21 protein-coding genes are annotated in these 25,242 nt (G+C 49.2%); 17 read left to right on the top strand and 4 right to left on the bottom strand.

The window, feature by feature from the left end; translation table 11 throughout:
- Positions 1–462: 462 nt before the first annotated feature.
- The 3 genes from QZ176_RS03440 to ispF are packed head-to-tail and all read right to left on the bottom strand — an operon-like array spanning position 463 to position 4,518.
- Complete coding sequence (locus QZ176_RS03440) at positions 463–2,358, bottom strand: hypothetical protein (RefSeq protein ID WP_295151265.1); 1,896 nt, start codon at positions 2,356–2,358, stop codon at positions 463–465.
- Entirely contained in the window at positions 2,336–3,199 is an 864-nt protein-coding gene (locus tag QZ176_RS03445) for a response regulator (protein WP_295151266.1), read from the bottom strand. The genes QZ176_RS03440 and QZ176_RS03445 overlap by 23 nt, the downstream gene beginning before the upstream one ends.
- Positions 3,196–4,518, bottom strand: a complete 1,323-nt coding sequence (gene ispF, locus QZ176_RS03450; RefSeq protein ID WP_295151268.1) for a 2-C-methyl-D-erythritol 2,4-cyclodiphosphate synthase — start codon at positions 4,516–4,518, stop codon at positions 3,196–3,198. Before ispF ends, QZ176_RS03445 begins: the two co-directional genes overlap by 4 nt.
- A 217-nt stretch (positions 4,519–4,735) precedes the next feature.
- Here ispF and thiC point away from each other — a divergent pair, with 217 nt between their 5' ends.
- The 14 genes from thiC (at position 4,736) to QZ176_RS03520 (ending at position 21,332) form a co-directional block, all read left to right on the top strand.
- Positions 4,736–6,043: a phosphomethylpyrimidine synthase ThiC gene (gene thiC, locus QZ176_RS03455; RefSeq protein WP_295151270.1), complete on the top strand. Its 1,308-nt coding sequence runs from the start codon at positions 4,736–4,738 to the stop codon at positions 6,041–6,043.
- Positions 6,040–7,134: an Mrp/NBP35 family ATP-binding protein gene (locus QZ176_RS03460; RefSeq protein WP_295151272.1), complete on the top strand. Its 1,095-nt coding sequence runs from the start codon at positions 6,040–6,042 to the stop codon at positions 7,132–7,134. The genes thiC and QZ176_RS03460 overlap by 4 nt, the downstream gene beginning before the upstream one ends.
- Before the next feature lie 951 nt (positions 7,135–8,085).
- Positions 8,086–9,111, top strand: a complete 1,026-nt coding sequence (locus QZ176_RS03465; protein ID WP_295151274.1) for a hypothetical protein — start codon at positions 8,086–8,088, stop codon at positions 9,109–9,111.
- Positions 9,112–9,305: 194 nt separating this feature from the next.
- On the top strand, positions 9,306–10,064 hold the full coding sequence (locus QZ176_RS03470; RefSeq protein ID WP_295151276.1) for a hypothetical protein: 759 nt from the start codon (positions 9,306–9,308) through the stop codon (positions 10,062–10,064).
- Entirely contained in the window at positions 10,061–11,806 is a 1,746-nt protein-coding gene (locus QZ176_RS03475; protein ID WP_295151277.1) for a hypothetical protein, read from the top strand. Before QZ176_RS03470 ends, QZ176_RS03475 begins: the two co-directional genes overlap by 4 nt.
- A gap of 97 nt (positions 11,807–11,903) precedes the next feature.
- Positions 11,904–13,154: a hypothetical protein gene (locus QZ176_RS03480; protein WP_295151279.1), complete on the top strand. Its 1,251-nt coding sequence runs from the start codon at positions 11,904–11,906 to the stop codon at positions 13,152–13,154.
- 98 nt (positions 13,155–13,252) lie between these two features.
- Positions 13,253–14,446 (top strand): tetrahydrodipicolinate N-succinyltransferase N-terminal domain-containing protein, encoded by a 1,194-nt coding sequence (locus QZ176_RS03485; RefSeq protein WP_295151281.1) that lies wholly within the window; start codon positions 13,253–13,255, stop codon positions 14,444–14,446.
- Positions 14,447–14,525: 79 nt separating this feature from the next.
- Positions 14,526–14,753 carry a hypothetical protein gene (locus QZ176_RS03490; RefSeq protein WP_295151283.1) on the top strand — a complete coding sequence of 76 codons (228 nt, stop codon included), beginning with the start codon at positions 14,526–14,528 and terminating at the stop codon, positions 14,751–14,753.
- A gap of 53 nt (positions 14,754–14,806) precedes the next feature.
- Positions 14,807–15,193 carry a hypothetical protein gene (locus tag QZ176_RS03495; protein WP_295151285.1) on the top strand — a complete coding sequence of 129 codons (387 nt, stop codon included), beginning with the start codon at positions 14,807–14,809 and terminating at the stop codon, positions 15,191–15,193.
- A gap of 18 nt (positions 15,194–15,211) precedes the next feature.
- Positions 15,212–16,339: a cation diffusion facilitator family transporter gene (locus tag QZ176_RS03500; RefSeq protein ID WP_295151287.1), complete on the top strand. Its 1,128-nt coding sequence runs from the start codon at positions 15,212–15,214 to the stop codon at positions 16,337–16,339.
- A gap of 210 nt (positions 16,340–16,549) precedes the next feature.
- Positions 16,550–18,142, top strand: coding sequence for an ABC-F family ATP-binding cassette domain-containing protein (locus tag QZ176_RS03505; protein ID WP_295151288.1), 1,593 nt, complete (start codon positions 16,550–16,552; stop codon positions 18,140–18,142).
- Positions 18,135–18,338, top strand: coding sequence for a sulfur carrier protein ThiS (gene thiS / locus QZ176_RS03510; protein WP_295151290.1), 204 nt, complete (start codon positions 18,135–18,137; stop codon positions 18,336–18,338). The genes QZ176_RS03505 and thiS overlap by 8 nt, the downstream gene beginning before the upstream one ends.
- Before the next feature lie 766 nt (positions 18,339–19,104).
- A complete protein-coding gene (thiF, locus tag QZ176_RS03515) occupies positions 19,105–20,055 on the top strand; it encodes a sulfur carrier protein ThiS adenylyltransferase ThiF (RefSeq protein WP_295151292.1) in 951 nt (316 codons plus the stop codon).
- 515 nt (positions 20,056–20,570) lie between these two features.
- Positions 20,571–21,332 carry a thiazole synthase gene (locus QZ176_RS03520; protein WP_295151294.1) on the top strand — a complete coding sequence of 254 codons (762 nt, stop codon included), beginning with the start codon at positions 20,571–20,573 and terminating at the stop codon, positions 21,330–21,332.
- Positions 21,333–21,685: 353 nt separating this feature from the next.
- Here the strand turns inward: QZ176_RS03520 and QZ176_RS03525 are convergent, their stop codons facing one another.
- Positions 21,686–22,303 (bottom strand): tetratricopeptide repeat protein, encoded by a 618-nt coding sequence (locus QZ176_RS03525; RefSeq protein ID WP_295151295.1) that lies wholly within the window; start codon positions 22,301–22,303, stop codon positions 21,686–21,688.
- 219 nt (positions 22,304–22,522) lie between these two features.
- Here QZ176_RS03525 and thiH point away from each other — a divergent pair, with 219 nt between their 5' ends.
- The 3 genes from thiH to QZ176_RS03540 all read left to right on the top strand — a co-directional run.
- Entirely contained in the window at positions 22,523–23,656 is a 1,134-nt protein-coding gene (thiH, locus tag QZ176_RS03530) for a 2-iminoacetate synthase ThiH (protein ID WP_295151297.1), read from the top strand.
- The gene (locus tag QZ176_RS03535) at positions 23,649–24,257 is read left to right on the top strand and encodes a hypothetical protein (RefSeq protein ID WP_295151299.1); all 609 of its coding nucleotides are present in this window, start codon (positions 23,649–23,651) and stop codon (positions 24,255–24,257) included. Before thiH ends, QZ176_RS03535 begins: the two co-directional genes overlap by 8 nt.
- A partial coding sequence (locus QZ176_RS03540; protein ID WP_295151301.1) for a hypothetical protein occupies positions 24,251–25,242 on the top strand: 992 nt, incomplete at its 3' end. The genes QZ176_RS03535 and QZ176_RS03540, both read left to right, overlap by 7 nt.

Consider the following 25,242-nt stretch of genomic DNA (forward strand, 5'->3'; position numbering starts at 1 on the left):
AACGCAAGGCATTTTGCGCGAGCGAACAGTCGTTGCGCTGCATCCGAGTTTTGCGCTGTAACTCGCAGCAACCGCAATTTTAAGCTCGCTCGTCGAAAGCTCAAATTTTAGATCTGCCGCACTGCTATACATATCCATCGCGCCTTAAAATTTTAAATCCGCTTCGCCGCACGATTTTATTGCGTCGTTATAAATTTGCTACGTAGCCGAAGCTTTAAAATTTAAAGCTCGTTTTATTGCGCTGTTAATACTTTAAAAATTTAGCTTCGTTGTACCGCAAAATTTTACGCCAAATCTGCGTCCGCCGCTCTTTATGCTACAAAATTCCGCGCAGTTTATTCTTTCCGCACTATGAAATTTTACTTTATGCCTAGTCGCTGTAAATTCTAACGCCGCGAAATTTTACCCTCTGCCTAGCTTCCGCAAATTCCACGTCATTTTTTTGCGTTGCGCCCTCGAGAGCTACGTCTTTAGCGCGCTGGTTTGATACAGCTGCATCAGCTGCTCGTAAAACTCGCTCTCGCCGTGGCTCTGCAAGATCCCGCTGTTTGGAAAAAGCTCGTCGTAGAGCTTTTGTAGATCCGAAAATCGTGCGGGAAAAAGCTCGCTTAAAATCATCGCCGAGATCTCTTTACGCATAAAAATCGCAGGCGGCAAGATCCCCGCGCGCAGTAGTGCCTTGAGATTTTGCGCGCGGTAATGCACGTGATGATGGGCGCCGTGAGGGCAGTTTTTGGTGCTTACGAGCACCTTGCACTTCTCGCAATAGACGTATTCCGGCATAAGCAAAATCTCGATGTCGCCGCGCTTTTGATATTCGTCCAGCACAGAATGCACGCCGCCACCTTCGAAAAATAGCTCCATATTTGCGTGATTTTGCCCAAAAATTATTTTGTTTATACCTAAATTTTTTGCGATCGCGCACTGCAGGGCGGGCTTGTCGTCAAAAATCGCAAGCGAGCCCAGATCGATCATCATGGCGCGTTGCGCGACTAAAAAATTTTGCAGCAAATAGTTTAGCGTTTTTTTACGTAGTTCGTAGGGCAGGGCATCCGCGCTGCTCGTGCCGGTTAAAAAAATCACCACGAAATCCGCCTTGTCGATCATATGCCTAATCAGCCGCTCATGCACGCGGTGGATCGGATCAGCGCAGGTAAAAAACGCTGAAATTTTAGGCGCGGCAAGCGAGCTTGCGACTTTTTTTATGCGCGCGATTTGCTCTGCAAGCTCATTTTTTAGCAGCGTGATGCGCCCCTGCACCGCAGTTTGCTCTGCGTATGCGTTTTGAAACACCGAGCCTACGATCTCGCTTGCGCTTGGAGCATAAACGTCGCTAACGTCTATGCGCGCGACAAGCTCGCAAGAGGCGGGATTTTTGGTGAAATTTTCGGTGGAATTTGAAATAAAATTTCCCGCCGAATTTGCTACGGATTTTGCATCTGTGCTGCAAACGCGATTGAGTGCGGAATTTTCGGCAAAGCTCTGCGCGGAATTTACCGCAGAATTTTCACTAGAGCTTTTCGCCAAATCCAAAGCGGCATTGTTTTCAGATTTTACATCTGTGCTGCGAGTAAAAGTTTGATCATAGCACGCAGCAAGACTTTCTATATGGTCTAAGCCCTCGCTCGCGGCGTTTATAGTGCTTTGCGCACTTGCAGTGCGCGCGAAACCTGCGCCGCTTTTCGCAAAACTCTGCTCATTTTGCGCTGCAGCAGAAACTCTATCCTGCAAGTTGCATGATTCTTTAGCTAGCAAATACGCGCCGCTCTCGCCGCTAAGCGAATTTTTGGTGCGTTCAGCTATGCCGTCCTTGCTAAGATAAAGCTCCAAAATATCGCCCTTTTTTGCGTCCGCGCAGGAAAAAACGAAATTTATACCGCATACGCTTAGCTTGCTTGGGCGCAGTAGCTCGCAGCTCTTGCCGAAAGCGCCGTTTGCGAGCAGACTCAAGACGTTTAGGTCGGAGCGCGAGATCACTATCTTGCGGATTTGCGTTGCGCTATTATTTGCGCCTTTGCTCTCGCTTCCGGCTTGCTCTGCCTTTAAATTCCATGCCGCTCCCTTAGCTCGCGCCTCATCTTTTCTGGCATTACTCGCCTTTGACATTTTTAAATTTCGCATCGTTTTTAAATCGCGCTTTGCTTTTGAATTTTGTCTTGCTTTTAAATTTTGCTTTGCCTTTAAATTTAGCGTCGCGTCGCTCGAAGCTCTTGTAGCATTTAGAGTTTTTGTGCCATTTGAAATTCCTTCGCTTTCAAGCGGTTTTGTTTCGTGCAAATTGTCCGCATCGCACGAAATTTCTGTCTCGCCTGCGATCCGTACCGAACGCGCGCGGCTATTTTTTTCTTGCGATGCCATATTTTTTCCTTTTCTCCCAAAGCGATTTTCGCGAAATCCCTAAGGCGGCTGCCAGATCAGAGTCGAAATACTCGTCTTGGTGCGCTACGATCGTGAGCTTTACGTATTCTTCGATGCTTAAAATTTCACTGCGTTCTTTGCTGTTGCCAAGCGTAATTTCGTCGCTAAAGCCCTTTTGTGCGCCGATGGATCCGGCAATTACACGCATGGATTTGGTTTTGCTTATAAATTTTTCCTTCTGCGCGCCGCTTAGGCTGTCAAAATCTGGTGCGTAAAAAATCTCCGCGCCGCGTTCTAGCAGTTCAGGGCTTTGCGCGGATAGAATTTTAAGGCGCGATTTTAGCGCAAGCGCGATCTTAAATACCGCCGCAGCCCGCGCTGCCGCATCGCCGCGCAAAAGAAGCGGAAATTTTATCTGCGCTAAACGTGCGGGTGGTATCTCGCACGAAAGAGAGATCTCTTTAAGCAACGCTTCGTAGGCTTCATTTTGCGATTTTAGCGAGCGAAACTGCGCGTAATGCTCGATCTTTTTGATGAGCTCCTCTATCATAAATGGCTTTTGGATATAGTCCGTCGCGCCCGCTTTTACGGGGTTTAGCACCGTTTCGCTATCGACGTAGGCGACCATCAAAATTATGATCGAGCGCCTAAATTTCTCGATCAGCGGATAAAAGCTCGCGCCGCTCCAGCTTGTAGAAAGTAACACCGCTTCAAACTCCTCCGCAAGGCTCGCGGCGGCCGCCAAACTCGCCGCGTTAGTGCATTCATGCCCCAGCGCGCCCAGCTTGTTTGCGATACTTTGAGCAAGATAGCTTTCGCTCTCGATTATTAAAATTTTCATGCGCCAGGTGCCTTTGCTGCGTGCTTTTGCCAGTCGTAAAATTTCAAATTTACCGCAGCCTGCGCGGCGATACCCTCGCTTCTGCCCGTAAATCCCAGCCCTTCGGTCGTGGTCGCTTTGACATTGACGCGCGCGCAGTTTAAAATTTCGCTTAAAACCTCTTGTATCTGTGCTTTGTAAGCTCCGATCTTCGGGCGCTGCGCGATGATCGTAATATCGGCATTTACGAGCTCATAGCCGTAGCCTCTGACGCGCCGCATTACCTTTCGTAACAGCTCCTTGCTATCCGCGCCTTTAAGCTTAGCATCGCTATCGGGGAAAAGTTCACCGATGTCGCCCAGCATTGCTGCACCGCAAATAGCGTCGATTAGGGCGTGGATCGCTACGTCGCCGTCGCTGTGTGCGATTAGCGCGAACTCGCACGGGATCTGCACGCCGCCGAGCACGATGCCTGCGCCTTTTTCAAGCGCATGCACGTCAAAGCCCATACCGCAGAAGATATCGCGCGAGCATGGTTTTAAATTTAGCGCCGCCAGATCGCTTGCGCGCGTGATCTTAAGCGCGCCCGTTTCGCCTTTTATAAACTCCAAGCGTCCGCCCGCACTGCCGATCGCCGCGCTGTCGTCAGTAAAAATTTCGCTTCCATCAAGCGCCTTTTTAAGCAGTGCCGCGCGCGAAAGCTGCGGCGTCTGGATGAGGCGTAGCTCCTCCCTCTTCACTACGGCCTCGCCGAGATAGGTCGTGTCGTTTACGCCAAGATAGGGGCTAATACAATCTGCGCCGCCTAAATTTCGTATCAGCGAGGAGATTAGCTCTGGCGAAATTTGTGCGCGTGCTACGTCGCTTACGAGCACGAGTTCGCTATCTACGAGCTGCAGCGCGTTTTTTAGCGAGCTTTGGCGATTTACGCCGCCGGGGACGAAGTGAAATTTTAAATTTACAGAGCCGTATTCATCTGCGTTGCATCCGACTTGAGCTTTAAAATTTTCCGCGCCCCGCGGCTTGCTTGCGTCGTTTAGATCATCTGCGCCGCATTCGATCCCGCTCAGCTTTCTTTGAAATTTATACTCGCTCGTGCCGCGCTCCGCGCTTTCGCCGCGCGCCGAGGCCAAGCTGCACGCATAGAGGCGCTCGCAATAGTTCACGTCCTCCTCGTTTACGGCGATTATGATTTTTTTAAAAGGGTGTGCCCGCGCAATGCTCTGCGCGACGTATTGCCAAAGTGGCAGCTCGCCCACGCGCAGCCACTGCTTTTTGACGGGGAGCTCAAACCTACTCGAATCGCCCGCGGCGAGCAAAATCAGCGATATATCTTTCAAATTTTATCCTTGAAATTTTGTTACGAAATTATACGTATTAAAAATGAAAGCAAAATTAATCGCGGCTTGCGCGCTGAAATATCTTAAACTTAGGCGTAAATTTACGCGACGCGGCGGCGAAATTTCAGCTTGCGTTACGAAAATAAACGGTAAAAGAAAAGTAAGGATTAATGAAATTTGTTATATTATACGCGCATTTTTAAGAAGCGAGGCGAAAATGACCGAAAGCTGCGTAACGCAGATCTATTTTGCAAAAAGAGGCGAAGTGACGCCGCAGATGAAAGAGGTCGCGCAAAGCGAGCGCATGGACGTGCGGGCCTTGTGCGATCTCATCGCGCAAGGAAGAGCGATCATCCCCGCAAACGTTAATCACAAAAGCCTAAAGCCCGTCGGTATCGGGCGCGCGCTGCGGTGCAAGATCAACGCCAACATCGGCTCCTCGGGCACGACGAGCGATATTGAGGGCGAGCTGGAAAAGCTCGAAGCCTGCTTAAAGTATGGCGCCGATACGGTGATGGATCTAAGCACGGGCGGTGATTTGGACGAGATCCGCGCCGCGATAATCGAGCGCTCGCCCGTACCCATAGGCACGGTGCCGATCTATCAGATGATCCATGAGCTGAGCGATATTAAAAATTTAAAAACGAGCGCTATTCTTAGCACGATCGAGAAGCAGGCGCGGCAGGGAGTGGATTATTTCACGATCCATGCGGGCTTTAAGCTAGAGTTTATGCCGCTGCTGTCCCGTCGCAAGATGGGTATCGTAAGCAGAGGCGGCTCGCTGATAGCGTCGTGGATGATGAAATTTCATAAGCAAAATCCCTTCTATGAAGCGTTTGATGAAATTTGCAATATCTGCGCCGCTTACGACGTATCGCTATCTCTGGGAGACGGCTTGCGCCCCGGTTGCTTATACGACGCGACCGATAAAGCGCAGCTTAGCGAGCTTGAAATTTTAGGCGAGCTCGCCCTGCGCGCGAATGAAAAAAACGTGCAGGTGATGATTGAGGGGCCGGGACATATCCCGTTTAACGAGATCGAGCTAAATATGCAGCTAGAGCGCAAGCTCTGCCGCGACGCGCCGTTTTACGTGCTGGGGCCGCTGCCTACCGACATCGGCGCGGGCTACGATCACATCAGCTCGGCTATCGGCGGGACGATGGCTGCGTATTGCGGCGCTAGCATGCTCTGCTACGTAACGCCAAAGGAGCATCTGGGGCTTCCCAATGCAAGCAACGTCAGAGAGGGTATCATCGCGCATAAAATCGCCGCTCACGCCGCGGACATCGCGCTAGGCAAAGCGGGCGCGATAGAGCGCGATCACGCGATGAGCGACGCGAGGTATGGTTTTGATTGGAACAGGCAGTTTGAGCTTAGCTTCGATCCAGATCATGCGCGCGAGCTGCACGACGAGAGCCTGGGTGATGAAATTTACAAGGGCGCGGAGTTTTGCTCGATGTGCGGGCCGAAATTTTGCGCATATAAAATCAGTAGAAATTTAACCGAAAATAAGGAGAAAGAATGAGTAAAGACGAAGTCTTAAATTTGCTTAAAAGCGTGATCTATCCGGGCTTTTCTAAAAGCATCGTGGATTTTGGATTTGTAAAAGATATCGAGATCGGCGATAGAATTTTCGTAGGGATCGAAATCCCGAGCGCCAAGCCTGAGATCGCAGCGGAGCTCAGATCGGCGGTGCAAAAGGCGCTCGGCGCGGACGTGGAAATTTTAATCAAACAGCCAAAAATCGCCGAGGAAAAGAGCAACTCTCGCAGCGGCAAAAATATCGCGCCGCAGATCAAGCATTTCGTGATGATTAGCAGCGGCAAAGGCGGCGTAGGCAAGAGCACGACGACGCTAAATTTAGCCATCAGCACAGCAAAGCTCGGCAAGAGGGTAGGGATTTTGGATGCCGATATTTACGGGCCGAATTTGCCGCGAATGCTAGGAGAGGATAAGACGCAAGCAAGTGTCGTGGGGCAGAAGCTAAAGCCGATTTTAAGCCACGGTGTGGAGATGATGAGCATGGGCGTGCTGATGGAGGAGGGTGCGAGCCTCATCTGGCGCGGCTCGATGATAATGAAAGCGATCGAGCAACTGCTAAAAGACGTGGCGTGGAGCGATCTGGACGTGCTGTTTTTGGACATGCCTCCGGGTACGGGCGATGCGCAGCTTACGCTCGCTCAGAGTGTGCCGGTAACGGCGGGCGTGTGCGTTACGACGCCGCAGACGGTCGCGCTGGATGATAGCGCGCGCGGGCTTGATATGTTCGAAAAGCTTCACATCCCGATCGCAGGCCTTATCGAGAATATGAGCGGCTTCATCTGCCCCGATAACGGCAAGGAGTACGATATCTTCGGTCGCGGCGGTGCGCAAAAGCTGGCGCAGCGATACAACACCGAAGTAATCGGCGAGATCCCGATCGAGATCGCTATCCGCGAAGGCGGCGACAGCGGCAAGCCGGTAAGCTTCTACGCGCCCGATTCTTTGAGCGCGAAGCGCTACGAGAAGGCCGCGCGCAAGCTGTGGGAAAAGATTGAAAAGATCGATCGTGAGGAGCTCGCGGACAACTCCGCGATCCAGCCGGTGATGGACGGCAAGAGCGCCTGCTCGAATTAGGACTTTGGCGGGTGCGGTGTCAAATTTAGCGCGGAATTTCTCGTAAATTTTGCAGATTGAAATTCAACGTGGAATTTAATAATTTGGAATTTTACACCTAATTTCGCTGCAAATTTTATAATGCTCGCAAAATTTTGGTATGCAAATTCGCCATAGAATTTTGCCCGTAAATTTAGCGGGTAAAATTTCACGCGGGTTTTGTGGCTCGGAATTCTGCGTTAAAATTTCGCCACGAAATTTTGAAGTAATTTTACGGCGTCAGTAAAATTTTTGTGTATAGAATTTCGTGCGGAGTTTTGTAGCGCGAGTTTTTATACTAAATTTTAAGCTTAAAATTCCGCTTTGATTTTGAGCAAATTTATAGCGCTCGCAAAATTTGGGCAGACGAAATTTCGTAGTTTGAAATTTCGAGCTAAAATTTTACCAATCTCCGTTGCGTGAGGGTTCAGATAAAATTCTAAGCGCAGAATTTTACAGCGAAAATTAAATTCCAAACGCGCAATTCAATGAGGTAAAATTTGCCGTAGAACTTCGCTTTGGAGTTTTAAATGCAGAATTTTAAGCATAAAGCTTTGCCGCAGAATTTTAAAACGTGAAATTTTATCGCTAAAGCTCTATTTTGAAATTTCAAGATAGGGCTTTAAAATATGAATTTTAGGCTTGAAATTTTATCGCGCCTAGCTTTTTAGCGGTAGCCACAGCATTGCGCTAGTCTAAATTTTATTTCGCCCGGCTTTATGGCGGTGGAGCTTATCTGCGAAAGCCTCTGCGAAGCTTATTCGGGATGGAATTTTATCTGTAGTGATTGCTAAAGGAAATTTCTCGCGCAGCTGAAATTTAAGCAGCTGGAATTTCATTCGTATAGGCAGGAAGCTAAAGCGGCAAAATCCCTAAGCCTAGGGCTTTTAGGTTTAGGGATTTTACTTTTATACGAAATAAGAAAGGTCGGTAATGAGGTTTTTGATTATTTTGGTGCTTGCATTTGCGGCATTCGCGCAAGAGAGCAATATGCAAAAATGGGCGAAAGAGATTACCGCGGACGCGCAGATCCCGCAGGATAAGTTTTTGGCGTTTTATCTGAATAAAGATGAGCCTAAGAAGGTGATTTTCTCTGAAAATGTCGATCGCATCAGTGTCAATTACGAAGGAAATTCCTTCCATGAAATTCCATCTCCAAATCTTATGGCGTATTGGGTCGGCGAGTTTAATTTTGACGCAGATGTCGAAAAGATGGTGCTAGGAGATTACGGCTGGTCCACGCTGGTAATCGCCGTGGACGGCACGGATGTGCTAGGCGGGACATCTAGCAATCAAAAGCGCCCGCTTACGTATAAATTTAGCAAGGGCAAGCACAAGATCGAAGCGTGGTTTTTAAATGACGCGCATTCCAGCGAGCTTTTCGTGGATTTTAAAGACGTAGAGCCCTTTTATCGTCAAAAAGACGCCGTAGCCAAGATCCCTGCGGATAAGGACTACGATCTGTGGCTGGGCGCGATCTACGAAAGCGCGCAGATGAATAATCGCGTCAAGCTAAATCTAGCCAAATCCGATAAGCCTATCGTGCTACTGCTTAGCTCATATCGCGCCGTGGAGTGGGATATCTCAAATCCTCAAAAGAATGAAATTCTAGCCGTGTTAATTTACAACCCCATAAGTAGCGTCCGTGGCGTAAGCGGTGCGCTTTACGTCGAGGACTACAGATACACAGAGGCTGCGGATGGGCTTAAATGCGAGTGCATCTCGGGCAATGTCTTTCACTGCGACGGCAGCGAGATTTATGATATGAACGGGCGCGTAAACGGGATATTTGGCAGAGGCCTGGGGGCGTTTGCCGGCAAACACGCCGTAAATTCCTTAGACCTACCGGGGCTTGTTATTACACCAAAAATTTTAGACGACAGTAAAGCTCGCCTACTCTCGGTAGAAGCGGACCGCAAGAAATGCGAAAGCACGCCGATGGATGATGTGTTTAGGTAAGATGGACAGTATTTATAACAATTTCTTCAATAAATTTTACTGTTCATAAATTTTGATAATTTCTGTGAAATCTATGTTCCGATAAAGAGGATTAAAGTACTCTGTAGGTTTACATTATGAAATTAAGATAACGTAAAAGGTATATCAAGTGAAATATAATAGGGACATAAATATAGAAAGGAATTATTCATAATATGAAACATACAAGCATTGTAACTCCTAACGATTTGGCACGATATGCAGATACGCGTGAGAGCGAAGGAGTAATTCCCGAGCTTATTTGTCGACTTATCAAACAATCTGCACCCGATATAAGAGAGTGTCGCATACCTTATGGCGATGCCGTAAATCAATCCGGTATGGACGGTCTTGTATATTGCGAGACCGGGTTTTTTGAATTTGTTCCTGCGGGGAAATCTTATTGGGAAATAGGCACCGGAGAAGATCCTCAAGAAAAAGCAAGTAGCGACTTTCAAAAAAGAACCGATGAATTGAGCGATGAAGAACGGGCAGACTCTACTTTCGTCTTCGCTACTCCGCGTTTGGCCGAAGCAAATGGTTGGAATGAGCCAAAACAGAGGGCTTGGATCAAAAGGCGGCAAAGTAAAGGATGGAAACGAATTATAATAATAGATGGGGTAAAGCTAGCGGATTGGCTTAGAGAATTTCCCGCTATTGGTAGGTGGATAGCTGCTAAAATAGGAATTTTGCCAAATTTAAGCGGCGTTATAACGCCGCTTGAGCACTGGGATTTAGTTCGATATAAATTTGAAAATTGCAGCTTGATCCAGTCACAATTTAATGGGCTGGCTTTTCCGCCCAAGCTTTTTACCTCTTCTCGCGATAAAGCGTGTAGCGCGCTTAAGACCATCTTTTCGGGCGAAACCAAAAAGCTCTTTATTATTGCTGAGAGCGAAAATGATGTAGACGATTTTGTGCGGCTTATCTTATGACGCTTGAAAAAGAAAAGGCACAAAAATATGCAGATAAGTGTCTTTTTATAAAAGATAAAGATACATGGCAAGCAGCGATATCCGAGTTGCGACGATCACATGTATTGGTTGCTAGCCCAAGGCTAGGCTTAGATGATGAACAACAAAATTTACTTGCATTAGCCATAGAAAAAGGGCATGGAGTGATCGCGCCGTTTTGCGATGCCCTATCAATTGGTAATGACGATGTTATAAGCCTTAAAAGTCCTCCATCATATCAGGTCAAAGAGATACTGACGAAAGCGCAGTTCCCAGATGCTCTTGCAGAGGAATTTGCTAAAATAGGAAATAGGAGGCTGTCTGCACTTATGAGGTATCTCGTAGGAGTCGCTGCGCCGTCGTATGCGAAACGGAATACTGCTCGTGAATTGGCAAAAACCTGTTTAATAGGTCGATGGGATGAAGAAAATAAAGCGGACATTCAAGCTATAGAGGAATTTGTCGGCAAAAGCTATAAAGAATGGATAGAAAAATTTAGAGTTGACGCTTTACGTCCAGACTCTCCACTTACTTTGATAGAAGGAAAATGGAAGGTTATTTCTTGTGATGAGGCTTGGGATGTCCTTGGAGGTATGATCTCAAATGACGATCTAGCCCGTTTTAAGAATATGGCGATTTCAGCTTTAGAAGACAGAGATCCGGCGCTTGATTTGCTGAAAGAAGAACGATACGCCGCTAGTTTTTATGGAAAACAATTAAACTATTCGCAAAATATTAGAAAAGGAATTTCTCAAACGCTTGCTTTGATGGGTGGTCGCCCCAAAGCGCTTAGTAACTGCTCTTGCAATGAAGCTTTAAACACCGTAAATTTTATTGTACGCACATTACTTGATGGGGTGGGTTGGGAGCGATGGGCGAGTATAGATTATTACTTACCGCTTTTAGCAGAAGCCGCGCCCAGCGAATTTCTTAATGCTGTAGGGTCGTCATTGGTTGATATTTCGAATTCTCCTTTTCATAAACTATTTGAACAAGAAGGAAGCGGAATAGAGGGCCGTAATTACATGTGCGGCCTGTTATGGGCTCTTGAAGAGCTGGCATGGTCTCCTAATTATTTATCAAGAGTAGCGGTTATCTTGGCGGATCTTGCCTCTATTGATCCCGGCGGATCTTGGGCAAATCGTCCTATGAGATCGCTTGTGAATATATTTTTGCCTTGGCATGTGCAAACTATCGTAAAATTTGATAGAAGAAAAGCGGCGATCAAAGCCGTGATAAAAAATCAACCTAAAATCGGATGGTCTCTGCTGCTAGAGTTGCTTCCGCAAGGTTGCCAAGCCACAAGCGGAAACTATCGCCCTATTTGGAGAGATTTTATCCCGTTAGATTGGAAGGATGGTGTATTTCAAAATGAATATTTGGAGCAAATTGCTGCTTTATCCGAGCTTATGATTGATTTAGCAAAAGAAGACGTGGATAAATTTATTGAGCTTATAGAAAGGCTTTCAAATTTGCCCAAAAATGCACACGATTTTATTCTTGATTATTGCTTGTCGGATAATATAATAAATTTGCCTGAAGAAAAGCGCTATTTAGTTTGGGAAAAACTTGATGAGATTGTGCGTCGCCATAGAAAATTTTCTAATACTAACTGGGCATTGCCCGAAGAAAAACTTTGCAAAATCAAAAACATAGCCGATAGTCTTGCGCCATCTTCGCCGGAAATAAAATATCGTTATTTATTTAATGGCGTAGTTTTTTGAGTTGTTGGACGGAGATGGTGACCGCGATACGCAGATAGAAAGGCTCGTTAAAAAACGCAATTCCGCCATAAAAGAAATTTTGGACAGAGGAGGTTTGATGAGCTGCATCAATTTTGCCAAAAAAGTAGCTTCGCCGTTTGATGTAGGTCGAGCTTTGGGCGAGATAGAATACGATTTGATTGAAAATGAGCTATTGCCAACCTTTCTTGATTCAAACGATGAAGTTGAAAAGCAGGTTTTAAGCGGATATGTGCGAATTAAATTTTATAAAATCGGCATTGATTGGGTTGATATGATTATGCAAAAAGATTGGTCTTTAGAGCAACGCGCTAAATTTCTGTTGTTTTTACCTTTCAATGAAGAGGTATGGGAAACGGTTTCTAAGTATTTAGGAGAAAATAGCGAGGATCTGTACTGGAAAAACGTTAAAGTTAATCCCTATGAATCAGACGGCAATCTGAATGAAGCAACCGAAAAATTGCTTACGTATGGGCGCGAAGGTGCGGCCGTTATCTGCGCTGCTCACAAGGCAAATAAAGCCGAAATTAATGAAGCCTTAGCGGTTCGTTCGCTTATCTCGGTCCTTGATAGTAAAAGCGGTAAGCAAGAACTTACCGACTATAGCTATGTGGCCTATGATGTAGTTGAGCTAATTAAGCGTCTTCAAAAATCAAAAACCATAGATCAAGATGTGCTACTTAAAATCGAATTTAAGTTCTTTTCTTGGCTAAAAAGATTTTCTACAGAAGAATTACCTACCGCAATCGAGAAAAAACTTGCTTCCGATCCGCAATTCTTTGCCGATATGATTGCTCTCGCCTTTCGTTCCAAGTATGATAAAAGCGACAGTACTAAAGAAATAGATGAGAATAAACGCTATCTGGCCCAAAATGCCTACGATATTTTATATGAATGGAAACTTTGTCCAGGAGTTAAAGAAGATGGAAAATTTGACGAAAATGCATTTAAAGAGTGGATCAAGGAGGCCAAAAGGATTACCGAAGAGACAGGGCATATAGGAGTTGCTAGACACTATATTGGACAAATTTTAACTTATGCGCCTGCCGATCCGGGCGGACTTTGGATCCATAAAGCCGTGGCCGATATTTTAGATGCTAGAGATGCCGATAAAATACGCTCCGAATTCACGCTCACTCTTTTTAATCGGCGCGGAATACATACTTTTACTTACGGGCGGGAAGAGCGAGAGCTTGCTAAGCAGAATCAAGAAAAAGCTGAAGCCCTTGATGCGGAGGGTTTTACTAGATTCGCAACGATAATGCGTGAGTTCGCTGAGCAATATTTAAAAATAGCTAACGAAGAGGAAAAAGTGGATATTTACGAGTAAAAGCATTTTATGGCTGGAGAATCGATTTGGCAAAATTTGATTCTTTTTAAATTAAATTTAGCTATACTCCCGCGCAATTTTGCGATTAAGGATTAAATATGAAAGAGATTAAAAGCCTAAGTGAGCTGCGAGTTTTTGCAGATAAAGTTCGCGCCGAAAAGGGCTACCGCGATCCGATCATGTGGGCGGTCGGGCGCGTATTTAAGGGGCGTGCGGAGGAGCATAAAAGCCTAAGTGTGAATTACGCGCACGTAAATTTTAAAGACGGGCTAGTAAGCGCAGCAGTGCTAATCCATGCTCTAGCCGAATGCGGCGAGGTCGTGGATTTTAGCGGTAGCGAGTGCATTTTGACGCTGACGCATAAAGCCCTAAAAAAGGCGATCGAGGCTTTAAAATTTCTGCAGCCAGACGCCAAAGAGGGCGCGCACAAAAATCTGCAGGTGCTGCTTGCGGTTAAAGAGGCGATGAAATCAGACGAGCACGCGAGCTTTTGTGCTAGCTTCATCTTTGAGGATGCCGCGCCAAAAAGCGTCGAGAGCGTCTATCTCAAGCTTTACGCGCTTTCGCTAAATCTCTGCGAGCCGCGCACGCTCAATCTAGATGGCGCATTTAGCGTGCTTCCGAATGTCGCGTGGGACGAAAACGCCCGTCCGATCGAGCTTTGGTGGCTGCGAGAAAACGAAATCTCTTTAAAAATGCAGGGCCGCTATCCGCGCATCATCAGCGTCGATAAATTTCCGCGCTACCTAAGCCACGTCGTACCGCCGCAAAACGTTCGGATTTTAGATGACGCAAAGGTGCGTTTGGGTGCGCATATCGCTGCGGGTACGACCGTGATGCCGGGCGCTGCGTATGTAAATTTCAACGCAGGTACGACCGGTAGCGTTATGATCGAGGGGCGCGTTAGCAGCTCGGTCGTCGTGGGCGAGGGCAGCGACATAGGCGGCGGTGCGTCGATTTTGGGCGTGCTAAGCGGCACCAACGGCAATGCCGTGAGCATCGGCAAGCACTGCTTGCTGGGCGCAAACTCCGTAACGGGCATTCCGCTAGGCGACCGCTGCATCGTGGATGCCGGCATCGCGATACTTGAGGGCACGAAGGTTTTCATCGCGCAAAAGGATCGCGAAGCGCTAGCAGCGCTAAATGCGGGCTTTGCGTTCGATCGTGAAATTTATAAAGGGCTTGAGCTTGCCGGGCTTAGCGGTCTGCACTTCCGACAAAATAGCCAAAGCGGGCAGATTACGGCAAGCATTAGCAAGCGTGCGATCAAACTCAACGCGGAACTGCATTAAATTTATAAATTTAAACGGCGGGCGCGGATTGGCTGGAGCTTTTCAAAGCTGCGTTAAATCTATAACTTAAACGGCGAGTTTGAAAAAGATACGGACGATCTCGCCGCGCGCCGCTTTGAGCGAGTATATGCGATCCGCCGCGAAATTTCCGCTCATAGAATTTCATGCGGAATTTAAAGAATTTTTGCCGCGATTTAGAAAATTTCTAGCGGTGATTTATGGAATTTACGCCGCTATTTTAACGCAAGTAATTTTGGGGGCTAGCGGATTTTTGCCGCGCAGAGGGTTCTTAAATTTCAAAAAATAGATTGAATTTAAAATTTTAATATGATAGATTTCAAATAAAATTAGGAGGCTAAAATGAAAAAATTTATACTCGCCCTGTTTGGCGTATTTATCTGCACCGCGGCGCTTGCGGGAGATGCCAATGCACAGCGCTGCAAAGCTTTGGCGGACGCCGTAAATGGGCACAGTCACCCCGCGACTAAAAATATGGAGTTGGGCGCGGCTACATGCGAGGGTGATAAATTTGTAATTCCTACGATTCTAAAAAATGAAATTTGGGATAAAGTAGATCCTAAAATAAAGCAAAATTTTGAAAGCATTTTGCGCGCCAACAGGCAAAAGGATGTTTGCGCGATGATGAAAGCGGGCAGTCTAAATCGCATAGGCGTGCGAGAATTTCTGCAAAGCGGCGAAAAAATCGCCGATCTGACCTATACGCGCAGCGATTGCGGCTTAGAGTAAAATTTCAAAGGAGAGATAATGGAAGTGCCTCAAGCGGCGTATAGCAGGGATAAAATCATCATTCGCACCGGTGCGATCGGTATCATTTCAAACGTAATTTTAGCGGCATTTAAGGGCGTCGTGGGGCTGATCTCAGGCTCGATCGCGATCGTGCTTGATGCCGTAAATAACCTAAGCGACGCACTTTCGTCCGTCATTACGATCGTGGGCGTGCATCTTGCTAGCAAGCAGCCCGATCGCGCGCACCCCTTCGGACACGGCAGGATCGAGTATCTAAGCGCGATCGTAATCGCCGTCATCATCCTCTACACCGGCGGCGTCTCGCTCGTCGAATCGATCAAAAAGATCATTCATCCGCAAGCGGCGAATTATAATGCGGTTTCGCTCGCCATCATCGCTGTGGCGGTCGCGGCGAAATTTAGCCTGGGGCTTTACACGCAAAAGACGGGCGAGCGCGTGAACTCGGACTCGCTCATCGCTAGCGGCGTGGACGCCAAATATGACGCGCTCGTATCGCTAGCCACCCTCGTAGCGGCTTTGATTTCGCTTATTTTCGGACTGAGCTTGGAGGCGTATCTGGGCGCGATAATTTCGGCGCTTCTGATCAAAACGGCGTATGAAATTCTACGCGATACCATCAGCAAGCTTTTGGGCTCGCGTCCGAGCCTGGAGCTTACAAATGAAATTTACGACGTCGTGCGCGGCTTTGAGGGCGTCATCGGCGCGTATGATCTGATGTTTCATGACTACGGGCCCGATAAAATGGTAGGTTCGGTGCATATCGAGGTCGCGAGTGACACGACCGCGGCGCAGATCGACGCTCTTACGCGCCGCATCCAAAACGCCGTTTTTGCGAAATTTAATATCATCCTAGACACCGTAGGAATTTACGCGTTTAATAAAAACGATCCGCGCGCCGCCGAGATCTACGAGCATATCAAGCAGATGGCGTTTTCGCATGAGTTCGTCTCGCAGATACATGGGTTTTATCTCGACGAGGAAAAGCGCTCGATTAGCTTCGATGTTATCGTCGATTTCGCAGCGCCCGATATGGAGGCGACGTTTCGCGCGGTCTGCAAGCAGGTGCGCGCCGCGTATCCGAACTACACGCTCATCATCACTCGCGATAGCGATTACAGCGGCTAAAATTTAAATTGCTCTAGCGGTTTAAATTTAATCGCGCCCACCCGCGCACCCCTTCGGCGAAATTTCAGAATTTTAAGCTACAATAGGAGAAATTTATCGCGATTCCGCGCGGCGCAAAAGCCGCAATAAACCGCGAGATGAAATTTGCGCGCAAAACTTAGCAGAAGCCCGTGCGCAAGGCAACGCAAATAGAAATTTAAAAGGAAAAATATGGTTGAAATCAAAGATCTAACGATGCGCTTCGGCAAACAGCTGCTTTTTGAAAACGTGAATTTGAGCCTCGATAAGGGCAGACGCTACGGCCTCATCGGCGCAAACGGCGCGGGCAAATCGACGCTACTTAAAATTTTAAGCGGGCAGATCGAAGCAAGCAGCGGCGAAATTTTAATACAAAGCGGGCTTAAAATCGGCATTTTGGGGCAGGATCAATTCGCCTTTGAAAGCTTCAGTGTCAAAGACGCCGTACTCTACGGCAATAAGCGCCTCTATGACGCCGTGCGCGAAAAGACGCAGCTTTACGAAGCGGGCGAGTTTAACGACGAGATAAACGAGCGCCTCGGCGAGCTTGAGATGATCTGCGCCGAGGAGGATCCCGCTTACGAGTACGAAACGCGGATCGAGAAAATTTTAAGCTCGCTGGGGCTGAATGATTTCGATAAAAAGATGAGCGAGATCGAGACGAGCGATAAATTTAAGGTTCTTCTCGCGCAGGTGCTCTTCCCGCGCCCCGACGTGCTGTTTTTGGATGAGCCGACGAACAACCTCGATATCGACGCCATTTCGTGGCTCGAGTTTGAGCTAAATCGCCACGCGGGCACGCTCGTAGTCATCAGCCACGACCGCCACTTTTTAAACCGCGTCTGCACGGACATCCTCGACGTGGATTTTAGGCGGGTACGCGAATTTAGCGGCAATTACGACGACTGGTTCATCGCGTCCAACCTCATAGCCAAACAGGCGCAGTTTGAGCGCGAAAAAAAGCTCAAAGAAAAGGCTGAGCTTGAAAAATTTATCGCTCGCTTCAGCGCCAATGCAAGCAAAGCAAAGCAGGCAACGAGCCGTCAAAAACAGCTTGATAAACTCGATCTTAGCGGGCTTGCGACCTCTTCGCGCAGGGAGCCTAGCATTTTATTCAAGCCCGCGCGCGAGATCGGCAATGAAATTTTAGAGCTAAGCGGCGTAGATATGAGCTTCGGTGATATTCAGATTTTGAAAAATTTTAACCTCAAGCTCGCTCACGGCGATAAGATCGCGATCATCGGTCGAAACGGCGTGGGCAAAAGTACGCTTTGCAAGATCATCATGGGCGAGCTCGCGCCGCAGCGCGGCAAGGTGCACATGGGCGCCACGATCGAGCCCGGGTATTTCGCGCAGGATACGAATAATAAAATTTCAGGTGAGCTCAAGCTCTACGAATATCTACAAAGCCCACAGAATAGGGATCTGGATGAAATTCGCAAATGCCTTGGGCGTATGCTTTTTAGCGGCGCGGAGCAGGAGAAAAGCGTGGGTAGCCTAAGCGGCGGCGAGAAGCACCGCGTGATGCTAAGTAAGCTAATGCTGCAGCGCCCCAACCTGCTGGTGCTAGATGAGCCTAACAACCACCTCGATCTTGAGGCGATCATCGCGCTTGGCGAAGCGCTGTATAATTTTGCGGGCTGCGCGATCTGCGTGAGCCATGACCGCGAGCTCATCGACGCGTTCGCAAATAGAATTTTGCACCTCAAAGGAGACGGCGAAATCGTCGATTTTAGGGGCACTTATGAGGAGTATCGCGAGAGCTTGGGAGCGAGCGATGATTGAGATCTGCGTAAACGGCGAGCGGCTGCAGCTGGCGCAGGATATGAGCGTGAGCGAGTTTTTGCGCCGGCGCGGACACGATCTACGCCTAGTAGCGCTCGAGCGCGACGGCGAAATTTTAAAAAAAGAGACGTGGGAGCGCACGCAGATCTCAAGCGGCAAAAAATATGAGATCGTCGAGTTCGTAGGCGGCGGCTGAGGTCGGAGCTTTGAATTATTTTAAAATTGCGGCAGCCGAGGTTTAAATCTGCGCAGAGGCCGCTAAATTTTAAGCGGCGTAGTGACACGGCGGCTGGGACTTAAAATTTGCACGCGCGTCGTTAAAATTTTAGCGGTACGGCGACGGGTAGACATAAGCGGTGCTTGGGTTTTTAAATTGGAAGCCGCGGTAGCCTGGCGCCTGCGGCGAGCTTTTAAATTTTGCAAGCGAATTGAGCCGCGGCGGCAGAACGCAGGAGTTTTAAAATTCGCTTCGCGGCGATAGAGTTTAAATTTGTATCACGGCGAAACGTTAATTTGCGTCGCCAGCCGCGGCGGCAGGACGTGGCTTTAAAACTGCATCGGCGCCGTAGGTTTGAGCGCACGGCTTTAAAATTTCACTTCGTCGCGCTAGGCAACGGCACCCGACGCGCAAATTTTACCTCGCGAGCGCGCTAAATTAGCTCGTAAACACGGTATGTGCCGCGTGATCTATTTATATTAAACATAAAATTCCGCGTTCGGCGGCACGCCGCAGTGCGTAAAATTAACGGATCGATTCGGAGATCTATCGATATGCCGCGTTACAATACTGCGACGTAAAAAAGAGCGGGAATGCGACTTTGTTGCGCGGCGCACGGTAAAAAAGCGGCTTGCACCGATTAAATTTGGGCGGCGCGATAAATTTAAAAAGCTTAAGGCCGGTCAAAACAAAGCGCACGATACGGCGTCAAAATTTTATCGATCGAGCTTGTTTCGGGATTTGTATGCGAGCGATCATCGCGCTGGTGCGAAGCGAGCAATGCGCGCTACAGCTCGTAAAATCGTTAAAATTTGCGGCTTTGCGTGACGCAAAAAAGGCGCAGGATCGAAGCTCGCGCGGCGAGGCTCGGGCGCGCAAAAAGATAAAATTTAGGATCAAAATGCAGATAAAATTAAACGGCAAAGCTTACGAAACGGCCGCGAGCGATCTTGAGGGGCTGAAGCTAGAAGTTAAATTTAGCGGCGAGATCGCCGTGATAAACGGCTATGCGAGCGCGCAAAACTGCGAGCTGAAAGCGGGCGATGAGCTCTTTTTGCTCGCGCGCGGTGCGGAGCTATCTCTGCAGGAGCTTCGCGGGCTGATGTTTGCTCGCAACGCTCCTTCCGTAAACGCGGCGTTGCAAGGCTCGCGCGTGGCGATCTGCGGGCTCGGCGGGCTCGGCTCCAACGTTGCGATCCTGCTTGCGCGTGCGGGCGTGGGCGAGCTCTTTTTGATCGACTTCGACGTCGTCGAGCCGACCAACCTGAACCGCCAGCAGTATGAGATCGGCGATCTTTACAAACCTAAAACGGCCGCTCTGCGCGAAAAAATCGCGCGCATAAACCCGTTCGTGCGCGTGCGAACCTTAAACGAGCGACTTACCGCGCAAAACGTAGCCGAAATTTTAAAAAACGAGCGTATAATTTGCGAGTGCTTCGACAACGCGGCGGCGAAAGCGATGATTTTCGATGCGCTCGGCGGCACGGATCGCTTTTTGATCTGCGCTAGCGGTATGGCTGGCAGCGGCGGCGCCAACGAGATCCGCACGACGCGGTTCGGCAAAAACGTCTTCGTCTGCGGCGACCGCAAAAGCGCCGCGGCTCAGGGCGTGGGGCTGCTTGCGCCGCGCGTGGCGATCTGCGCCGCACATCAAGCAAACGTCGCGCTTAGGCTGATTTTGGGCGAGGAGGGCTAGGCTAGGCCGCTCATCGCGCGCCTGCATTTCTAAATTTACTCGCCTTTGCATGTTTTTTAGGCCTCGCGCGATTGTTTTGAGAAGCAGACGAGCGTTTCGGCGGGTATACAGCGTGTTTTAAAAACGATGTGAAATTTACTGCACGCCGAGCAAATTTAGCCGCGATATGCAAATTTAAACGACGAAATTTAAACCATTTGCCGTGCGCAGCTCGCGGATAAGTAAAATTTTAAAATTTATTCGGCGCGAGCGAGCTGCTTTTGAATGTAGGATTTAAAATTTCGTGCAGCGAAGCGAGCCGCAGTCTGCGCGTGAAATTTTAAAATTTTGTGTCGTGGCTAAAATTTGACGGGAAATTTTAAAGCTCGGGCGCGGCGTCGTGCAGCGCGTAAAAATAGCGATAGAAGCAAGGCGCACATCTGTGCCGCAATCTCGCGCTGTGTATAATGCACTGCGCCGATATACGCCATTTAGCGCCGCGCATAAAAACGAAAATTTAAACTAAAGAGGATAGAATGGACGATAAACTGATCTTAGGCGGCAGGGAGTTTAGCTCGCGCCTGATAATGGGCTCTGGGAAGTTCGATCACGCGATGATCGACGCCTGCGTGCGGCATGCGGGTTGTGAGATCGTAACGCTCGCGCTGCGCCGCGTGAACGAAAGCAAGAGCCGCAATATCTTGGATTTCATCCCCCGCGGCGTCACGCTGCTGCCAAACACCAGCGGCGCGCGAAATGCCGCCGAGGCGCTGCGGATCGCACGGCTCGCGCGCGAGCTTGGCTGCGGCGACTTCGTAAAGATCGAGATCATAGGCGATAGCAAATACCTTCTACCCGACAACGCCGAGGCGATCAAGGCCTGCGAGGCCCTAGCGCGCGAGGGTTTCGTGCCGCTTGCCTACATGCACGCCGATCTGTGCGTCGCGCGCGATCTGGTAAGCGCAGGGGCCGCCGCCGTGATGCCTCTAGCCGCACCAATCGGCTCTAATCGCGGGCTGATGATGCGCGGGATGATCGAAATTTTACTAGACGAAATCGACGTGCCGATCATCGTAGATGCGGGGCTCGGCGCGCCTAGCGAGGCTTGCGAGGCGATGCAGATGGGCTGCGCTGCGGTGATGGTAAATACGGCGATCGCCACGAGCGGGGATCTGGCGCTGATGGCGCGGGCGTTTGCGCTCGGCGTGCAGGCGGGGCGCGATGCCTATCTGGCGGGGCTCGGCGCCGTTTGCAAAACAGCTTGCGCAAGCTCGCCGCTAACTGGATTTTTACGCTAGCGGTTAAATTTAAGCGCGCTTGGTTGTGCGAGCCGTGTTTTTTGTGCCGAATTTGCATTTCTTGAGCTATAAATACATATCGCGCAAGCTCAGCGTGACAGCCGATAGACACGACGTGAAATTTTAAAATTTTACGTCGTGGAAATTTGCGCCATGTGAGTTAAATCCCAGCGCGTATTGTTAAGCTCTATGCCAAACGACATAAATCCCTCATTTCGCTAGGCATCTTAAAGTGTAGTGGCGAAAAGTATAATTTGGCAGCGGTGTAGCGCGCAGCAGGCTCGGCGATCAAATTTTAAAATTTAATCGGGCTGAAAGCAGCCCGATCGAGAGAAACCCGATTGATCGGCGGGCTATTTTAGTATGTCGTATTTATCGCAGTATTCTCGTAAAGAGTCTTTATCGTAGCCGAATAACCCTGGGTGTTTTTTGCCCATTTCGCAGGCCTTTTGATAGTATTGTGTCGCCCTTGCTCTGTCGCCACCTGCTTCAAGAACTGAAGCAAAATTCCCGCACGCCATCCAACTTCCCGCATCGCAGGCTCTTCTGGCATATCCCATAGCCCGCGTCATATCCATTTTAACCCCTTTACCATTTGCATACATATAACCTAAATTGTTGCAGCCGTCTGCATATCCGCCGTCGCAAGCTTTATCGAATAGTTCGACAGCCTTTTTATAATCTTTTTTCACCCCTTTGCCACCATGATACATTGCTCCCAAATCCGAGCAAGCTACATAATCGTTTCCGTCGCAAGCCTTTTTAAAGTAGTAAAGTGCTTTTTTATAATCCCTATCGGATGCGTTTCCCCCGAACAAGGTCGGATTTTTATAAAGAGCGCCGGCGTAACTGCAAGCCTCAAAATCACCTGCTTCGCAATTTTGCTCAAATTGTTTAACTTGCTCTTTGCTAAAAGTTATGCCAAAAGCCAAAGAGCCCAACAGGGCTAAACCTAAGATGATTTTTTTCATTACTTCTCCTTAAAATTTTACAAAAGTATATTCTTTCATCTTTTAATAATCACTAAAATTTAAAATGCGAACGGGGCGCTCCGTTTTAAAATTTTTTACCGAAATCCTGCTAAAATGCGCTTCTAAACCAAACGAAAATAAACTTTGCGGCGCGTAAATTTGCACGCGCAAGCGTGCCGAGTAGAATTTAAATGAAAATTTAAAAGGAAAATTTTAAAGATGATGGGAACCGGCTATCTAGCGGGCATGGAGGATATCGGAAGCGAGATGATGGAGCACACGCTTGCTCTGCGCGAGGATTTTTGCGAGGAGGCGAGCGAGGCTGACGTGCAAAGGGCAATCGGCGCGAAAAACAGAAGTCTACGCGATTTTGCCGCGCTACTAAGCGTGCAAGCTGGCGAGCATTTGGAGCAGATCGCGCAAGCTGCGGCGCGCGAAAAGGCGGCGCATTTCGGTAGCAACATCGCCGTTTTTACGCCGATTTACATCTCCAATTACTGCGATAATCTGTGCGTTTACTGTGGCTTTAACTGCAAAAACAAAATCGCGCGCGCTAGGCTCGATGAGGCGCAGCTAAAGGCGGAGTTTGAGGCAATCGCGGCGAGCGGGCTGGAGGAAATTTTAATCCTCACGGGCGAGAGCGAGAAAAACAGCCCCGTGCGCTACATCGGGCGCGCCTGCGAGCTCGCGCGGAAGTATTTTAAAGTAATCGGCGTCGAAATTTATCCGTTAAACTCCGCCGATTACGCCTATCTGCACGCTTGCGGCGTCGATTTCGTCACCGTTTTTCAAGAAACCTACGACCCCGCGCGCTACGCGCAGCTGCATCTTGCGGGCAACAAGCGCGTTTTTACGTATCGCTTCGCAGCTCAAGAGCGCGCGATTAGAGGCGGTATGCGCGGCGTGGGCTTTGCGGCGCTTTTGGGGCTTGGGGACTTCCGCCGCGATGCCTTTGCGACGGGCGTGCACGCATGGCTGCTTCAGCGCAAGTACCCGCGCGCGGAGATCTCCTTTTCGGTGCCGCGCCTGCGCCCGATCATCAACAACGACAAAATAAACCCGAAAGACGTCGGCGAGCGCGAGCTGCTGCAAGTGATGTGCGCGTATCGACTGCTGCTGCCAAGTGCGCAGATCACGATCTCCACGCGCGAGAGGGCGGGCTTCCGCGACAACGCGATCAGGATCGCGGCAAGTAAAATTTCAGCAGGCGTGAGCGTAGGTATCGGCGGGCACAGCGAGCAGAGGGGCGACGAGCAGTTCGAGATCAGCGACGCGCGCAGCGTAAGCGAGGTCTGCGAGGCGATCCGCGGCGGCGGGCTGCAGCCGCTGATGAGCGAGTATATCTATGTGTGAGGCGCGAAATTTTACCGTGTGCGTGGATGAAATTTATGGCGTTAGACGCGAGATTTACAGCGTCAGGCTCGAGGGCGGATTTCGCGCTACTCGGTGCAGAAATAAAATTTGTAGCGTAAAATACGGCGCGGAATTTTGCATTGCCGCACACGGAGATAAAATTTATGGCGCTATGGCAGATGATAAAATTTTCGATGTCGTGTCAGCTGGCGCGGGAAATTTTGAGCTACAAAATACGCGTGTAAATTTAAGACCTAGGAACACATACGCGGATTTAAAATTTAAAGGCAGCGCAAATTCCAAGCCTGCAGGCGGCATAAATTTTAAATTTAAAAACGGCGCGAGCTTCAGATTCTTATGCGACGGCAACGCAAAGCCGCTAAAATCGAATAACTGGGCGAACGCTTTGAGCCTTAGCGCTGCGGCGGAAATTTCAGCCCTTGTTAAGGCGGGCGAAATTTTGAAATATGACGTGACGGCGGGGATTTCGGCGCTCGCCCTAGCAAGTAAAATTTTAATTCCTAGCATCGCAGGCGAAATTTTAAATTTGAGTGCGGCGTCACGCACGGATGTTGAGTTTAAAGGAGCGGGCGGATGCTAGATTTGGAGCTTGCTTCGCGCATTACGATCATCACAAATCGCGCACTCTGTGGCGGTGAGGCGGCGCTGCTCGCGCGCATAGCGGATTTTGCCGCGGAAGGCGTAGGCGAGATCGTCGTGCGCGAAAAGGATTTAGACGAAGTGGCCTATGCGGCGCTGTTTGGTAAAATTTTACGCGCCTGCGAGAGTGGGTTTTGCGCGGATACAGCCCGCGCGGACGGGATTATCGCAAATGAAGCTCGTGCCGCTAAATTTAGCGAAACCCAAGCTTTCGCGAGTGAATTAGACGCGAGCGCAGCCTGCGCGGGTAAAATTTCACTCTACGAGCGCGACGAGGACGAAGTTTCGCCAAAAAAACTCCATTTGGGCGGCGGCAAGAGCGAGCTTTGCGCGGATACGGCCCGTAGGCACGGTGCCGCTACAGATGAGATACGGTCTAAAAATTCCGCTCGTGTTTTAGATGAAATTTTGTCTGAAAATTTTACCGGCGCTGCAAACTGCGCGAATGATAGCGCACCGGGTGAAATTTCGCTTCGCGGCGCTGCAAGCGAAACAAAACTCGTGACAGAAGGCGTACGGGGCGCAGAAAATGCGGAAAGTATGCAGGGTGTGCAAAGTACAGAAAACGAGAATGATGTGCATAGTGCAAAAAATGCGGAGAGCTCGCGGAGCGCGCAGTACACGGAAAGCTCGGAAAGTATAGAGGGCGTAGAAAATTCACAGAGCGTGAAAGAGGCGGAAAACTCGCAGAGCGCGAAGGGCGCGCAGAGCGCAGAGAGTGCAAGGCGCCTGCCCGCGATCTTTGTGCATAATTTTGCAGATTTTGCGCTGCAGGCGGGCGAGAGAAATTTATGGCTGCCGCTCGGGGTTTTGCGGAGCTTTAGTGCGGCGCGAGGGGCAGAGTTTTTGCGCGCAAATTTCAAAAAACTGATCGCTTCCTGCCACAGCGAGGCGGAGGCGCGCGAGGCGCTGGAGCTGGGCGCGAG

This window comes from uncultured Campylobacter sp. (assembly GCF_905373215.1).
GTDB lineage: Bacteria > Campylobacterota > Campylobacteria > Campylobacterales > Campylobacteraceae > Campylobacter_B.

Coding starts and splice junctions, on each gene's coding strand:
- QZ176_RS03440 (WP_295151265.1), bottom strand. CDS start 2,358: ATGGCATCGCAAGAAAAAAATAGCCGCGCGCGTTCGGTACGGATCGCA.
- QZ176_RS03445 (WP_295151266.1), bottom strand. CDS start 3,199: ATGAAAATTTTAATAATCGAGAGCGAAAGCTATCTTGCTCAAAGTATC.
- thiC (WP_295151270.1), top strand. CDS start 4,736: ATGACCGAAAGCTGCGTAACGCAGATCTATTTTGCAAAAAGAGGCGAA.
- QZ176_RS03460 (WP_295151272.1), top strand. CDS start 6,040: ATGAGTAAAGACGAAGTCTTAAATTTGCTTAAAAGCGTGATCTATCCG.
- QZ176_RS03465 (WP_295151274.1), top strand. CDS start 8,086: ATGAGGTTTTTGATTATTTTGGTGCTTGCATTTGCGGCATTCGCGCAA.
- QZ176_RS03470 (WP_295151276.1), top strand. CDS start 9,306: ATGAAACATACAAGCATTGTAACTCCTAACGATTTGGCACGATATGCA.
- QZ176_RS03475 (WP_295151277.1), top strand. CDS start 10,061: ATGACGCTTGAAAAAGAAAAGGCACAAAAATATGCAGATAAGTGTCTT.
- QZ176_RS03480 (WP_295151279.1), top strand. CDS start 11,904: ATGAGCTGCATCAATTTTGCCAAAAAAGTAGCTTCGCCGTTTGATGTA.
- QZ176_RS03485 (WP_295151281.1), top strand. CDS start 13,253: ATGAAAGAGATTAAAAGCCTAAGTGAGCTGCGAGTTTTTGCAGATAAA.
- QZ176_RS03495 (WP_295151285.1), top strand. CDS start 14,807: ATGAAAAAATTTATACTCGCCCTGTTTGGCGTATTTATCTGCACCGCG.
- QZ176_RS03500 (WP_295151287.1), top strand. CDS start 15,212: ATGGAAGTGCCTCAAGCGGCGTATAGCAGGGATAAAATCATCATTCGC.
- QZ176_RS03505 (WP_295151288.1), top strand. CDS start 16,550: ATGGTTGAAATCAAAGATCTAACGATGCGCTTCGGCAAACAGCTGCTT.
- thiS (WP_295151290.1), top strand. CDS start 18,135: ATGATTGAGATCTGCGTAAACGGCGAGCGGCTGCAGCTGGCGCAGGAT.
- thiF (WP_295151292.1), top strand. CDS start 19,105: ATGCGAGCGATCATCGCGCTGGTGCGAAGCGAGCAATGCGCGCTACAG.
- QZ176_RS03520 (WP_295151294.1), top strand. CDS start 20,571: ATGGACGATAAACTGATCTTAGGCGGCAGGGAGTTTAGCTCGCGCCTG.
- QZ176_RS03525 (WP_295151295.1), bottom strand. CDS start 22,303: ATGAAAAAAATCATCTTAGGTTTAGCCCTGTTGGGCTCTTTGGCTTTT.
- thiH (WP_295151297.1), top strand. CDS start 22,523: ATGATGGGAACCGGCTATCTAGCGGGCATGGAGGATATCGGAAGCGAG.
- QZ176_RS03535 (WP_295151299.1), top strand. CDS start 23,649: ATGTGTGAGGCGCGAAATTTTACCGTGTGCGTGGATGAAATTTATGGC.